This is a genomic window from Leclercia sp. W17 (assembly GCF_003336325.1).
Lineage (GTDB): Bacteria > Pseudomonadota > Gammaproteobacteria > Enterobacterales > Enterobacteriaceae > Enterobacter.
The window spans coordinates 3,436,522-3,450,917 of sequence record NZ_CP031101.1 but is presented as its reverse complement, the minus strand read 5'-3'; the positions used below and the strand labels follow the sequence as shown (position 1 = coordinate 3,450,917).

Genomic DNA, 14,396 nt, shown 5'->3' with positions numbered 1-14,396 from the left:
GCTCAGTGGTTAAAGATGCCATGATCCCTACTTAGGTCAGTATGGAATCGCGATAAAGTTTATAAATGCAGTGCATACAGTTAAAAAGTTTAGGGTGTATCTCGTTTTTCGCTACTTTGTTGCGTTTTTTAAGCGAATTCCAGGATTTATCTGTGCCTAGTGTAAAAGTGAGTTTACACTTCCTGACTGACAAGATAGATTGGAGGGATTGCATTCATTTATAAAAGTATGGCAACGCTGGAACGAACATGAATTATCAGAATGACGATTTACGTATTAAAGAGATCAACGAGTTATTACCCCCTGTAGCGCTCCTTGAGAAGTTTCCCGCCACCGAAAACGCCGCCAACACCGTTTCTCATGCCCGTAAAGCGATCCACAAGATCCTGAAAGGTAATGACGATCGTCTTCTGGTAGTAATCGGTCCGTGCTCCATTCACGATCCTGCGGCGGCAAAAGAGTATGCGGCGCGACTGCTGACCCTGCGCGAAGCGCTGAAGGATGAGCTGGAAATCGTCATGCGCGTCTATTTTGAAAAGCCACGCACCACCGTAGGCTGGAAAGGGCTGATTAACGATCCGCATATGGATGGCAGCTTCCAGATCAACGACGGCTTGCGCATCGCCCGTAAGCTGCTGCTGGACATCAACGACAGCGGTCTGCCTGCGGCGGGTGAGTTCCTCGATATGATCACCCCGCAATATCTCGCTGACCTAATGAGCTGGGGCGCCATTGGCGCGCGTACCACCGAGTCTCAGGTTCACCGCGAGCTGGCGTCAGGGCTCTCCTGCCCGGTTGGTTTTAAAAATGGCACCGATGGCACCATCAAAGTGGCGATCGACGCCATTAACGCTGCCGGGGCGCCGCACTGCTTCCTCTCCGTCACCAAGTGGGGTCACTCCGCGATTGTGAACACCAGCGGGAACGGCGACTGCCATATCATTCTGCGCGGCGGCAAAGAGCCTAACTACAGCGCGGCGCACGTCGCCGAAGTGAAGGCGGGCCTGGAAAAAGCTGGTCTGGCGGCGCAGGTAATGATCGACTTCAGCCATGCCAACTCCAGCAAGCAGTTCAAAAAGCAGATGGACGTCGGCACCGATGTCTGCCAGCAGATTGCTGGCGGTGAAAAGGCGATTATCGGGGTGATGATTGAAAGCCACCTGGTGGAAGGCAATCAGAATCTGGAAGGCAGCGAGCCGCTGGTTTACGGTAAGAGCGTTACCGATGCCTGCATCGGCTGGGACGATACCGAAACGGTACTGCGTCAGCTGGCGAACGCGGTGAAAGCCCGTCGCGGCTAAAAAATGCCGGATAAGCATCCGGCATTCAGAACGCAGAGCCCGGTCATCGCGACCGGGCTTTTTTATTACTTGGCTTTACCCTGGTTCGCAACGGCCGCAGCTTTAGCCGCGATTTCGTCAGCGTTACCCAGATAGTAGTGCTTGATTGGTTTGAAGTTTTCGTCGAACTCGTACACCAGCGGCACGCCGGTCGGGATGTTCAGCTCGAGGATCTCATCTTCACCCATGTTATCCAGGTATTTCACCAGCGCGCGCAGGGAGTTACCGTGCGCAGCGATAATGACGCGCTCACCGCTTTTCAGGCGTGGCAGAATGGTTTCGTTCCAGTAAGGAACAACGCGATCGATGGTCAGCGCCAGGCTTTCAGTGGTAGGCAGCTCAGCGTCGGTCAGTTTCGCGTAACGCGGATCGTGGCCCGGGTAACGCTCGTCATCTTTGGTCAGCTCTGGTGGGGTGACCGCGAAGCCGCGACGCCACTGTTTAACCTGCTCGTCACCGTATTTCTCTGCGGTTTCGGCTTTGTTCAGACCCTGCAGCGCACCGTAGTGACGCTCGTTCAGCTTCCAGGACTTCTCAACCGGCAGCCAGGCCTGATCCAGTTCGTCCAGCACGTTCCACAGGGTATGGATGGCACGTTTCAGCACGGAGGTATAAGCAAAATCGAAGCTAAAGCCTTCGTCTTTCAGCAGTTTGCCCGCTGCTTTCGCTTCGCCAACACCTTTTTCGGACAGGTCAACATCATACCAACCGGTAAAGCGGTTTTCGTTGTTCCACTGGCTTTCGCCATGACGTACCAGAACCAGCTTAGTTACAGCCATATTTTACTCCTCCAGAACAAGCATTATTTGAATGATAACAATTCTCATTATATTGCTGCGGCTGAGCCGCGGGCAACGCTTAACCCTAACCATAGCGAAAATAGTGTCGCAGTGTAAGGTGCTTGTGAATGAGGGGTTGTGATTTTGTCCGTAACTGACGCTATTTTCAGCAAGATGGATAAAAAAAGCCCTCCGGCAGGAGGGCTCGTTTTTATTGCGCAATAAAGTGATATTCGGTGACGCTGATGTATTCTTCGCCCGGGCGCAGTATGCAGTCAGGCTGCGGCCATTCCGCGTGATTCGGGCTGTCGGGTAAGAACTCGCTCTCCAGCGCCAGACCTTGCCAGGCCCGGTATTCTCCATCTTCGCGCGCCGGGGTACCCTCGAGGAAGTTGCCAGAATAGAATTGCAGGGCAGGGGCGGTGGTATAGACCGTCATCTGCAGCTTTTCATCGGCAGACCAGAGATGCGCCGCGGGCTGGCTCAGATCGCCCTGGGCATCAAGCAAGAAAGCATGATCGTAGCCGTTCACCTTGCGCTGGTGGTCATCCGCCAGGAAATCCTGGCTGATGGCTTTGGTGGTGCGGAAATCAAAGCTGGTACCGGCAACGTCTTTTAACCCTTCCTGCGGGATCCCCATCTCATCCACAGGCAGATAGCGTTGCGCCAGCAGTTGCAGGCGGTGCTGGCGCACGTCGCTGCAACTGCCGTCGAGGTTGAAATAAGCGTGGTTGGTCAGGTTGACCGGACAGGGCTTATCCACGGTGGCGCGATACTCAATGGCGATACGGTTATCATCCGTTAAGCGGTAATGCACGCTCGCCGAACAGTTACCCGGAAAACCCTGATCGCCGTCCGGCGAGTCGAGCGCCAGCAGCGCTTCGGCGTCGTTCTGCTGCATAATGCGCCAGCGACGTTTATCAAATCCATCCGGGCCGCCGTGCAGCTGGTTTTCGCCCTGGCTTGGCAGCAGGTCATAGCGCACGCCGTCCAGTTCAAAGCGGCTTTTGGCGATACGATTGGCATAACGGCCTACCGAGGCGCCCAGGAAGGCCGTTTGCTCCACATACTGCTCAGGCGAGGCACAGCCGAGCAGGGTTTCGCGGACGCTACCGTCGGTCATCGGGACGCGGGCGGAGAGCAGCGTCGCACCCCAGTCCATCAGCGTGACGACCATCCCTGCTTCGTTGCGCAGGGTGATCAGGCGATACGGCAGGCCGTCAGGGGCGAGAACAGGTGTTTCGTTTAGCACTGGCCAGCTCCTTGTGAGGCGTTGCAAACATAGAAGGTCTCTTTGATACCGGTTTTGGCTTCATACTGTTGTTCCACGGCTTGCTGAACAACCGGCACCAGTTCCTCCGGTACCAGCGCCACCACGCAGCCGCCGAAGCCGCCGCCGGTCATACGCACACCGCCTTGATCGCCAATGGCGGATTTCACAATCTCCACCAGGGTGTCGATCTGTGGGACGGTGATTTCGAAGTCGTCGCGCATAGAGGCATGCGACTCGGCCATCAGCTCACCCATCCGTTGCAGATCGCCTTTCTCCAGCGCAGCTGCTGCTTCTACGGTACGGGCGTTTTCGGTCAGGACGTGACGAACGCGTTTTGCCACCACCGGATCCAGCTCGTGGGCCACTTTATTGAACTCGGTGAGCGAGACATCACGCAGTGCAGACTGCTGGAAGAAGCGCGCGCCAGTTTCACACTGCTCGCGACGAGTGTTGTACTCGCTGCCCACCAGGGTGCGTTTGAAATTACTGTTGATGATGATCACCGCCGCGCCTTTCGGCAGGCTGACCGCTTTGGTGCCCAGCGAGCGGCAGTCGATCAGTAACGCGTGGCCTTTTTTGCCCAGCGCCGAGATCAGCTGATCCATGATGCCGCAGTTACAGCCGACGAACTGGTTCTCTGCTTCCTGGCCGTTAAGGGCAATCTGCGCGCCATCCAGCGGCAGGTGATAGAGCTGCTGGAAGACGGTGCCGACGGCCACTTCCAGTGAGGCGGAGGAGCTCAGGCCCGCACCCTGTGGGACGTTGCCGCTGATCACCAGATCTGCGCCGCCAAACTCCTTGTTACGTTTTTGCAGATGCTTCACCACGCCGCGGACGTAGTTAGACCACTGCTGGCTGTCATGGGCAACAATCGGCTCATCCAGCGAAAATTCGTCGATCTGGTTGTCATAATCCGCTGCCATCACGCGCACCTTGCGGTCGTCGCGTTTCGCGCAGCTGATCACCGTCTGATAATCAATGGCACAGGGCAGGACGAAACCGTCGTTGTAGTCGGTATGTTCGCCGATCAGGTTAACGCGGCCTGGCGCCTGGATTGCGTGAGTGGCGGGATAACCAAATTTTTCAGCAAAAAGGGCGTGGGTTTTATCTTTCAGACTCATTGTTATTCTCCGGATTCGCGAAAATGGACATCACTCACTGCACGCAGACGCTCTGCGGCCTGCTCCGCCGTCAGGTCACGCTGGGTTTCTGCCAGCATCTCGTAGCCGACCATAAACTTACGTACGGTGGCGGAGCGCAGCAGCGGCGGATAGAAGTGGGCGTGCAACTGCCAGTGTTGATTCTCTTCGCCGTTAAACGGTGCGCCGTGCCAGCCCATGGAATAGGGGAAGGAGCACTGGAACAGATTGTCATAGCGGCTGGTCAGTTTTTTCAGCGCCAGCGCCAGATCGCTGCGCTGGACGTCGCTCAGATCGGTTAACCGCAAAACGTGGGCTTTCGGCAGCAGCAGGGTCTCGAATGGCCATGCCGCCCAGTATGGCACCACCGCTAACCAGTGTTCGGTTTCCACGACGGTGCGGCTGCCATCAGCCAGCTCGCGCTGGACATAGTCCAGCAGCATGGGCGACTGTTGCTCAGCGTAATAGGCTTTTTGCAACCGATCTTCCCGCTCCACTTCGTTAGGCATGAAGCTATTGGCCCACACCTGGCCGTGGGGATGCGGGTTGGAGCAGCCCATCGCCGCGCCTTTGTTCTCGAAGACCTGCACCCAGGGATAGGTCTGTCCCAGTTCGGCGGTCTGCTCCTGCCAGGTTTTCACCACTTCGGTCAGCGCCTCTACGCTCAGCTCCGGCAGGGTTTTGCTATGATCCGGCGAGAAGCAGATCACCCGGCTGGTGCCGCGCGCGCTTTCGCAGCGCAGGAGCGGATCGTCACTCTGTGGGGCGTCCGGCGTATCGGTCATCAGGGCGGCAAAATCGTTGGTAAAGACGAAGGTGCCTTTATAGTCCGGGTTGATATCGCCGGTGACGCGGGTATTTCCCGGACAGAGGAAACAGTCCGGATCGTGCTGGGGCAGCGTCTCGCTGGACGGTGTCTCCTGCGCGCCCTGCCAGGGGCGTTTGGCGCGATGCGGAGAGACCAGGATCCACTGCCCGGTTAATGGATTAAAACGACGATGCGGGTGATCGACGGGGTTAAATTGGGTCATGACAGGTCCTTAGTCCGGATAACCCTGGGGATGGCGAGACTGCCAGCGCCAGGTATCCTGTGCCATTTCGTCAAGCGTGCGGGAGACACGCCAGTTAAGCTCTTTATCCGCCTTCGATGCATCGGCCCAGTAGGCAGGCAGATCGCCCTCGCGACGCGGGGCGAAGTGGTAGCTCACCGGTTTGCCGCAGGCGGCGCTGAAGGCATTCACCACATCCAGCACGCTGCTGCCGACGCCTGCGCCGAGGTTGTAAATGTGAACGCCCGGTTTATCGGCCAGCTGTTGCATGGCGGCGACGTGGCCGTCGGCGAGATCCATCACGTGAATGTAGTCGCGAACGCCGGTGCCGTCCGGGGTAGGGTAGTCGTTGCCGAAGACCGCCAGCGAGTCACGACGGCCTACCGCAACCTGGGCAATATAGGGCATCAGGTTATTAGGAATGCCCTGCGGATCTTCACCCATGTCGCCGGATGGGTGTGCACCCACCGGGTTGAAATAACGCAGCAGGGCAATGCTCCAATCCGGCTGTGCTTTTTGCAGGTCGGTCAGGATCTGTTCCACCATCAGCTTGCTCTTGCCGTACGGGCTTTGCGGCGTACCGGTCGGGAAGCTTTCAACATAAGGGATTTGCGGCTGGTCGCCGTAGACGGTGGCGGAAGAACTGAAGATCAGGTTTTTGACGCCCGCCGCGCGCATGGCAGAGACCAGACGCAGCGTGCCGTTGACGTTGTTGTCGTAATATTCCAGCGGCTTCGCCACGGACTCGCCCACTGCTTTCAGGCCAGCAAAGTGGATCACCGTATCAATGGCGTGATCGTGCAGGATCTCAGTCATCAGCGCTTCGTTACGAATATCGCCTTCGACAAAAGCAGGCTGCTTACCGGCCAGGCGCTCCATAACCGGCAGCACGCTGCGTTTACTGTTGCACAGGTTATCAAGGATGATGACGTCATGGCCATTTTGCAGCAGTTGCACACAGGTATGACTTCCTATGTAACCGCTACCACCTGTTACCAGAACTCGCATATTTCGCTCCATTAGGCTTATGGTATGAGATAATCCTAGCATAACAGAGAGCAGGAAAGTGTGACATGGGATAAAATAGTGGAATCGTTTACACTGCGTAAAACGCAGCTGCTCTCCGGCTAAAAAAGGATTGTAGATCAAAGCGCTCGGGGTGGGATGTTGCAGGTTGTCCGAAAAAGAGCGGGGGCGTGGCCCCCGTCAGGATGTCAGATGCGGCCAACCAGGTAGCGATAGCCGTCGCCGTCGGCGACAAATTCCAGGCGGTGGGTGATACAGGCGGGTGCGTCTTCGGCATGGTGAGAAACAAACAGCAGCTGCGTCTCCCCTTCGCTAATCAGGACATCAACAAAACGGCGAATAAGCTGGCGGTTCAGGGGATCCAGCCCCTGCAGCGGCTCGTCGAGGATCAGCAGCGTCGGGTGTTTCACCAGCGCGCGCACAATCAGCGCCAGCCGCTGCTGTCCCCAGGAGAGGCTGCTGAACGGCGCATCCGCAACCCGGTTATCCATCCCCAGAATATCCAGCCACTGCTGCGCCAGCTTGTGCTGCCGGTCAGACACCGCCTGATAAATCCCGATGGAGTCGAAATAACCGGACAGGATGACGTTGCGTACCGTGGTACTGACGCGGTAATCGAGGTGCAGGCTGCTGCTGACGTAGCCGATATGTTTTTTAATATCCCAGATGGTTTCGCCGCTGCCGCGACGGCGGCCAAAGAGGGTGAGATCGTTGCTGTAGCCCTGGGGGTGATCCCCGGTAATGAGGCTAAGCAGGGTCGATTTACCGGCGCCGTTAGGGCCGACAATCTGCCAGTGCTCGCCGGGATTTACCGTCCAGCTTAACTGGTTGAGGATCGGGCGATCGTTATAGGAGACCACGCCGTTATTCAGCACAATCCGCGCCTCGCCCTCCGGCAAACCGTGACGCGCAGACGGCGCATCCGGTTCGGGCAGGGTGACCCCGTTCAGTTTTTCGCTGTGTGCAAGCTGGGCAATCAGGGCCTGGTTAAGCAGGGTCGCTTTTTCGCCCACCGCCGTCAGGGTGCAGTCGGCCAGCACCCCAGCGTTTTGCACAAAATCGGGGATCTCATCAAAACGGTTCAGGACCAGCACCAGGGTATAGCCCTGCTGATTAAGCGAGGCCAGCAGATCCGCCAGCTGGCCGCGGGATTGCACGTCGAGGCCGTCAAAAGGTTCATCCAGGATCAGCAGGTCGGGGTCGGCCATCAGGGCCTGGCACAGCAATGTTTTGCGGGTTTCGCCGGTAGAGAGGTATTTAAAGCGTCGGTCCAGCAGGTGAGCGATGCCGAACTGTTCCGCCAGCTGGCGGCAGCGGACGTCGTCTTTGATCTCGTCCTGAATGATTTCGGCGGCCGTTCGGCCCGTATCGTCTTCATCGGGGCTGAGCATATCGGTGTTGTTACGCTGCCACTCGTCGCTGACCAGTTTCTGCAGTTGCTCGAAGGAGAGGCGGGTCACGCGGGTGAAACTGCTCTGGCGTTCGCCCTTCAGCAGCGTCAGCTCGCCAGCCAGGGCGCGGGCGAAGGCAGATTTGCCGCTGCCGTTACTGCCCACAAAAGCCCAGCTTTCACCACCATTCAACGTAAAATCAGCGAGGGTGAGCGTGCGCGTGTCGCTAAGACGAAACGTGCCTTGCGAAATTTGCAATGATGACATGATTTATCCCATTTTTTGCAGCAATAAGCATCAGGGATAACCTACTGTCGGCACACATGTCAATGCGCTTAGCACAACGTGGCGATAATCACCCGGTCAGCATTAAAATATGCGGTCGCCTCAGCACCTTCTTCTAAATCCTGGCTCTGGGCCGCAGGTACGGTGGCGCAGAGCGTCTGGCCGTCAGGCAGGGTCATCAGCACTTCACACTGCTCGTCGCCACGGTCGATATGGTTGATAACTCCCTGTAGCTGGTTATCCGCCTGTTTTGCCGCCTCACTGTCCAGCGTGATGTTGACCCAGGGTGCTTTCAGCAGCACCAGCACCTCTTTGCCCTCATCCAGACCCAGCCGCTTGCCGCTCTGGGCCGTAATGGCGACTTTCAGGCGGGTGGTGCCGTCGGCGAGCAAAATATCGACATGCTGCTGCACCTGGTCATCATCGCGGGCGGTGACTGTGCCAAACCACTGGTTACGGGCGCTGGTTTGCAAAGAGAAACGCGAGATGGCGCCGAGCAGGCTGTCCAGCGGCAGGGCGTCGTCATCGCTTAAGACATCGAAGGCCTTTTGCTGAATCTGCGCCAGCAGGTCATAGAGCTGGATCAGCCGCTGCCCGTAGCGCGTCAGGATAGCACCGCCGCCGCCTTTGCCGCCGGTGGCACGATCGACCAGGGTCTGTTCGCTCAGGGTATTCATCTCGTTGATGGCATCCCACGCGCTTTTATAGCTAATTCCGGCGTTTTTTGCCCCCTGGCTGATGGAGCCGGTTTGCTCAATTTGCTTGAGCAGGGCAATGCGGCGGGGATCGGCGAACAGTTTTTGCGAAAGACGTAGGGTGAGGAGAATTTCGGCCTGCATAACAATGTCCTGGCAAAAGGGTTATTGTGACGTAATTCGTTACCGGCGCAAACTGTACCGCACAAAAGGGGATGTAATTCTCGCTTTTCCGGTTAGAATAAGACAATTCACAATGTCTGGAGAAAGCCATGTTAGAGTTGCTGAAAAGTCTGGTATTCGCCGTGATCATGGTACCAGTGGTGATGGCTATCATCCTCGGTGCCATCTACGGCCTGGGTGAGGTGTTCAACATCTTTTCCAATGTCGGCCACAGAAAACAGCCGAAAAAACAGCCTTAATTTCTGTTAAAACGCCCGGTTCCGCCGGGCGTTTTGCTCTCAAGTTTCCCCCTTCCTCGCCGATATTATTTTCAGTACAAAATTGATCTACTCCCCGATCGGTACGATTTAACGCTGGGCAAACCTGACGGTTATCGTTATATTTTTATTTATATAACGGTCTTTGCAGGAGCTTTAAATGAAACGTACATGGTCAGGATTTGTTACCGGCGTGACGCTGACACTCTCGCTGGCCAGCCAGGCGCTGGCAGACGAAGGCAAGATCACCGTCTTTGCCGCTGCATCACTGACGAACGCAATGCAGGATATTGCCGCGGTGTATAAAAAAGAGAAAAACGTCGACGTGGTGTCGTCATTTGCCTCTTCGTCCACCCTGGCGCGACAGATTGAAGCAGGTGCGCCTGCCGATCTCTTTATCTCGGCCGATCAAAAGTGGATGGATTACGCCGTCGATAAAAAAGCGGTTGATGCAGCGAGCCGTGTCACCCTGCTCGGCAACAGCCTGGTTGTGGTGGCGCCTAAAGCCAGCACTCTGGGCGAGGTGGGTATCAACAAGGAGACAAACTGGACCAGCCTGCTGAAAGGGGGGCGTCTGGCGGTGGGCGATCCGGAACACGTTCCAGCAGGCATTTACGCCAAAGAGGCGCTGCAAAAACTGGGTGCCTGGGAGACGCTGGCACCTCAACTGGCACCGGCAGAAGATGTGCGTGGCGCGCTGGCGCTGGTGGCGCGCAATGAAGCGCCGCTTGGGATCGTCTACGGTTCCGATGCGGTTGCTGAAAAAGGGGTGAAAGTGGTGGGTACGTTCCCTGAAGACTCGCATAAGAAAGTGGAATATCCTGTGGCCATCATTGATGGACATAAAAACGCAACCGTCAGCGCCTTTTACGATTATCTGAAGGGGCCGCAGGCGTCTGCCATCTTTAAACGTTACGGATTTACGACGCACGAATGATATTGACCGATCCCGAATGGCAGGCCGTGCTGCTGAGCCTGAAAGTCTCTTCCCTCGCGGTTGCATTGAGTTTGCCCTTTGGGGTCTTTTTCGCCTGGTTACTGGTTCGCTGTCAGTTTCCGGGCAAAGCGCTCCTCGACAGTATTCTGCACCTGCCTCTGGTGCTGCCGCCGGTGGTGGTGGGATATCTGCTGCTGATTGCCATGGGGCGGCGCGGTTTTATCGGCGAACGCCTGTATGAGTGGTTTGGCATCAGCTTTGCCTTCAGCTGGCGCGGCGCCGTGCTGGCGGCGGCGGTGATGTCATTCCCGCTGATGGTGCGGGCGATCCGCCTGGCGCTTGAAGGGGTCGATCTTAAACTTGAACAGGCGGCCCGTACCCTCGGTGCCGGGCGCTGGCGCGTCTTTTTCACCATTACGCTTCCCCTGACGCTGCCGGGCATTATTGTCGGCACGGTGCTGGCATTTGCCCGCTCGCTGGGGGAGTTTGGCGCCACCATCACTTTTGTTTCCAACATTCCGGGCGAAACACGCACTCTCCCGTCGGCCATGTATACCTTGATCCAGACCCCGGGTGGCGAGGGGGCTGCGGCGCGGTTGTGCCTGATCTCCATTGTGCTGGCGCTGGTGTCGCTGCTGGTGTCGGAGTGGCTGTCGCGCATCAGCCGTGAACGGATGGGGAAATAATCATGCTGGAACTCAATTTTACCCAGACGCTGGGCGATCACTGCCTGACTCTCAACGAAACCCTGCCTGCCAGCGGCATTACCGCCATTTTTGGTGTCTCCGGCGCGGGCAAAACGTCGCTAATCAACGCGATAAGCGGGTTAACTCGACCTCAGACGGGGCGGATTGTACTCAACGATCGGGTGCTGAACGATGTCGAAAAGCGTATTTTTCTCGCGCCAGAAAAGCGCCGGATTGGTTATGTCTTCCAGGACGCCAGGCTGTTTCCCCATTACAAAGTGCTGGGCAACCTGCGTTACGGCATGGCGAAAAGCATGGCCGGGCAGTTCGATAAGCTGGTGGCTTTGCTGGGCATTGAGCACCTGCTTGACCGGCTCCCGTCGTCGCTGTCGGGCGGGGAAAAGCAACGCGTGGCGATAGGCCGGGCGCTGCTTACCGCCCCGGAACTGCTGCTGCTGGACGAACCGCTGGCCTCCCTCGATATCCCCCGTAAGCGCGAGCTGCTGCCTTATCTGCAGCGCCTGGCCCGCGAAATCAACATCCCAATGCTTTATGTGAGCCATTCGCTGGATGAGATCCTGCATCTGGCCGATAAGGTGCTGGTACTGGAAAATGGCAGCGTGAAAGCGTTCGGTAATCTGGAAGAGGTGTGGGGGAGCAGCGTAATGCATCCCTGGCTGCCGCAGGAGCAGCAGAGCAGCATTCTGAAGGTGAGCGTGCTGGAACACCATCCGCACTATGCGATGACCGCCCTGGCGATTGGCGATCAGCACGTCTGGGTCAACAAGCTGGATAAGCCGCTGCAAACCAACCTGCGCATTCGCATTCAGGCGTCCGATGTCTCGCTGGTACTCCAGCCGCCGCTACAGAGCAGCATCCGTAATATTCTGCGCGCCAAAGTCGCCCAGTGTTACGACGACAACGGCCAGGTGGAGGTGCAGCTGGAGATTGGCAGCCGCACGCTGTGGGCCCGCATCAGCCCGTGGGCCAGAGATGAACTGGGGATCAAACCTGGCCTCTGGCTTTACGCGCAGATCAAGAGCGTCTCCATCACCACCTGATCACAGCAGACGGGTATAGATAAATTCGGCGATGCTGTTGGTGGTGTTATCGCCGATCACCACATTCGCGCGCGCTTTGACGGCGTCGTCCGCATTCCCCATCGCCACTCCGGTGCCAGCCGCTTCCAGCATGCTGATGTCATTGTAATTATCGCCAAAGGCAATGACGTCCTTCATGGAGCCGCCGATGGATTCCACATACTCCGCCAGGCGTTTCCCCTTGCTGTTGCCTTTACGGGCGATGTCCACCTGATCGTGCCATGACCATTCGCACTCCAGCCCCAGCGTCTGCTCGACCTGTGAGGCAAAGTCGTTAAGTTTGCCTGTGTCCTCACCGGTCAGGGCAAATTTCCAGATCGCGTTGACCTCACGTGCGGCCTGGGCGAGGGACGGTACCTGCGTAAACACCGGGCGCTGCGCTTCCGGCAGCGCCTGTGCCCAGTTGCTGGTGCGAATCACGTGGCCGGTAGGACGCTCGTACATCATCGCGTCGTCAACATACATCAGGCCGTGAATGGCATGTTCATCGAGCAGATCGATCAGCTGCAGCGCCTGCGGAACCGGTAAAGGATCGGCTTGCAGAACCTTTTTTGCTTGATAATCATACAAATAGGTTCCATTACAACAAATTGCAGGTGTATCTAACGCCAGTGCCTGATAAAAAGGATGAATAGCAACGTGATGCCGACCCGTAACGATGAGGAGTTGATATCCTACCTCCTGGGCACGCTTCAGTGCTTCAAGCGAAGAGGGGAGCAGGGTTTTTTGCGGCGTTAACAGCGTACCGTCTAAATCCAGTGCAATCACACGCGAGGTCATTTGATATTCCGGGTTAATGTTGAAAGGAGGGGATGCGCAGATGGTACACCGTGCAACTAACGCTGCAAAATTCCTGGTTAAAATTCAGCATTCACCGTTAAAAACGACTATCCTGGTACATTACTTTTACGCGCAGTGAGGAAAGGAGCATTCATGAAACAAACCGTTTATACCGCCAGTCCTGAAAGCCAGCAGATCCATGCCTGGCGTCTGAATCCCGAAGGTTCGCTCACCCTTGTTCAGGTTGTCGATGTTCCCGGCCAGGTTCAGCCGATGGTGATCAGCCCGGATAAACGTTTCCTGTATGTGGGTGTTCGCCCAGAGTTCCGCGTGCTCGCGTACCGTATCTCGCCTGAAGATGGCGCTCTGACATACACGGCCGAAGCCGCGCTGCCGGGCAGCCCGACGCATATCTCCACCGATCTGCAGGGACGCTTCATTTTTAGCGGCTCCTACAATGCTGGCTGCGTCAGCGTAACCCGTCTGGATGACGGTATTCCTGGTGAAACCGTTGAGGTGATTGAAGGGCTGGAAGGGTGCCACTCGGCGAACATCTCCCCGGATAACCGCACCCTGTGGGTACCGGCACTGAAGCAGGATCGTATCTGCCTCTTTACGCTGGGCGATGACGGCAAGCTGACCGCGCAGAACCCGGCGGAAGTGACTACCGTTGAAGGGGCCGGTCCGCGTCATATGGCCTTCCATCCGAATCAGCAGTACGCCTATGTGGTGAATGAGCTGAACTGCTCGGTAGACGTCTGGGCCCTGCGCGATCCGCACGGTAAGATTGAGTGTGTGCAAACCCTGGACATGATGCCGTCTGATTTCACCGATACCCGCTGGGGGGCAGATATCCATATCACGCCTGATGGCCGTCACCTCTATACCTGCGACCGTACCTCCAGCCTGATCACCGTGTTTAGTGTTTCGGAAGATGGTAGCGTGTTGGCTATCGAAGGCTTCCAGCCAACCGAAACGCAGCCGCGCGGCTTCAACGTCGATCACAGCGGTAAATTCCTGATTGCGGCGGGGCAAAAATCGCACCATATCGCGCTGTATGAGATTCAGGGCGAGCAGGGGCTGCTGGAAGAGAAGGGACGTTACGCCGTCGGCCAGGGGCCAATGTGGGTGGTGGTGAACGCGCACTAAGACGGATGAAACAAAAAAACCTCGCGAATGCGAGGTTTTTTTATGCCCGGTGGTAGCCGGGTGAGCACATCAACATAAACCAACCGCCTTATATTAGCGTCGTGCTGACCCTTTGCACAACGTCAGTTGCTTAACCCTGAAAGAGTGACTTGTAGTGATATTTATTTAATGATTTGAATAATATGGTTTTTAGTCTCGCTCCTTTATAAATTCCTATTTGATGAAAGACTGTTTAAATATCCAGTCTCGTCTGCTTATAATCAGAACTGTTGGTGTGGATGTGTGGCAGTCCGCAATCTGGGATCACTTTTAAGTCCTGGCTGGCGG

General features: G+C 56.6%; 14 protein-coding genes. 6 read left to right on the top strand and 8 right to left on the bottom strand.

What is annotated here, in order from left to right; translation table 11 throughout:
• Positions 1 to 248: 248 nt before the first annotated feature.
• Positions 249 to 1,301 (top strand): 3-deoxy-7-phosphoheptulonate synthase AroG, encoded by a 1,053-nt coding sequence (gene aroG, locus DVA44_RS17090; protein ID WP_103178735.1) that lies wholly within the window; start codon positions 249 to 251, stop codon positions 1,299 to 1,301.
• A gap of 65 nt (positions 1,302 to 1,366) precedes the next feature.
• Here the strand turns inward: aroG and gpmA are convergent, their stop codons facing one another.
• The 7 genes from gpmA to modE form a co-directional block, all read right to left on the bottom strand.
• A complete protein-coding gene (gene gpmA / locus DVA44_RS17085; protein ID WP_103823548.1) occupies positions 1,367 to 2,119 on the bottom strand; it encodes a 2,3-diphosphoglycerate-dependent phosphoglycerate mutase in 753 nt (250 codons plus the stop codon).
• Positions 2,120 to 2,330: 211 nt separating this feature from the next.
• Positions 2,331 to 3,371 (bottom strand): galactose-1-epimerase, encoded by a 1,041-nt coding sequence (gene galM, locus DVA44_RS17075; RefSeq protein WP_114387638.1) that lies wholly within the window; start codon positions 3,369 to 3,371, stop codon positions 2,331 to 2,333.
• Positions 3,365 to 4,513: a galactokinase gene (gene galK, locus DVA44_RS17070; RefSeq protein ID WP_114387637.1), complete on the bottom strand. Its 1,149-nt coding sequence runs from the start codon at positions 4,511 to 4,513 to the stop codon at positions 3,365 to 3,367. The genes galM and galK overlap by 7 nt, the downstream gene beginning before the upstream one ends.
• Before the next feature lie 2 nt (positions 4,514 to 4,515).
• Positions 4,516 to 5,562: a galactose-1-phosphate uridylyltransferase gene (gene galT, locus DVA44_RS17065; protein WP_114387636.1), complete on the bottom strand. Its 1,047-nt coding sequence runs from the start codon at positions 5,560 to 5,562 to the stop codon at positions 4,516 to 4,518.
• A gap of 9 nt (positions 5,563 to 5,571) precedes the next feature.
• Positions 5,572 to 6,588, bottom strand: a complete 1,017-nt coding sequence (galE, locus tag DVA44_RS17060; protein WP_114387635.1) for a UDP-glucose 4-epimerase GalE — start codon at positions 6,586 to 6,588, stop codon at positions 5,572 to 5,574.
• Positions 6,589 to 6,794: 206 nt separating this feature from the next.
• Positions 6,795 to 8,264, bottom strand: a complete 1,470-nt coding sequence (gene modF, locus DVA44_RS17055; protein WP_114387634.1) for a molybdate ABC transporter ATP-binding protein ModF — start codon at positions 8,262 to 8,264, stop codon at positions 6,795 to 6,797.
• 68 nt (positions 8,265 to 8,332) lie between these two features.
• A complete protein-coding gene (gene modE / locus DVA44_RS17050; protein ID WP_114387633.1) occupies positions 8,333 to 9,121 on the bottom strand; it encodes a molybdenum-dependent transcriptional regulator in 789 nt (262 codons plus the stop codon).
• A 128-nt stretch (positions 9,122 to 9,249) separates the two neighbouring features.
• Between modE and DVA44_RS17045 the strand changes: the two genes are divergently transcribed.
• The 4 genes from DVA44_RS17045 (at position 9,250) to modC (ending at position 12,101) form a co-directional block, all read left to right on the top strand.
• Positions 9,250 to 9,399, top strand: coding sequence for an AcrZ family multidrug efflux pump-associated protein (locus DVA44_RS17045; protein ID WP_114315589.1), 150 nt, complete (start codon positions 9,250 to 9,252; stop codon positions 9,397 to 9,399).
• Positions 9,400 to 9,577: 178 nt separating this feature from the next.
• Positions 9,578 to 10,354: a molybdate ABC transporter substrate-binding protein gene (gene modA / locus DVA44_RS17040; protein WP_114387632.1), complete on the top strand. Its 777-nt coding sequence runs from the start codon at positions 9,578 to 9,580 to the stop codon at positions 10,352 to 10,354.
• A complete protein-coding gene (gene modB / locus DVA44_RS17035) occupies positions 10,351 to 11,040 on the top strand; it encodes a molybdate ABC transporter permease subunit (RefSeq protein WP_103823540.1) in 690 nt (229 codons plus the stop codon). Before modA ends, modB begins: the two co-directional genes overlap by 4 nt.
• A gap of 2 nt (positions 11,041 to 11,042) precedes the next feature.
• Complete coding sequence (modC, locus tag DVA44_RS17030) at positions 11,043 to 12,101, top strand: molybdenum ABC transporter ATP-binding protein ModC (RefSeq protein ID WP_103823539.1); 1,059 nt, start codon at positions 11,043 to 11,045, stop codon at positions 12,099 to 12,101.
• On the opposite strand, the gene DVA44_RS17025 is transcribed toward modC, so the two are convergent.
• Positions 12,102 to 12,920 (bottom strand): pyridoxal phosphatase, encoded by an 819-nt coding sequence (locus DVA44_RS17025; protein ID WP_114315586.1) that lies wholly within the window; start codon positions 12,918 to 12,920, stop codon positions 12,102 to 12,104.
• Between the two features lie 153 nt (positions 12,921 to 13,073).
• On the opposite strand from DVA44_RS17025, the gene pgl reads away from it, so the two are divergent.
• A complete protein-coding gene (pgl, locus tag DVA44_RS17020) occupies positions 13,074 to 14,069 on the top strand; it encodes a 6-phosphogluconolactonase (RefSeq protein WP_114387631.1) in 996 nt (331 codons plus the stop codon).
• Positions 14,070 to 14,396 lie beyond the last annotated feature (327 nt).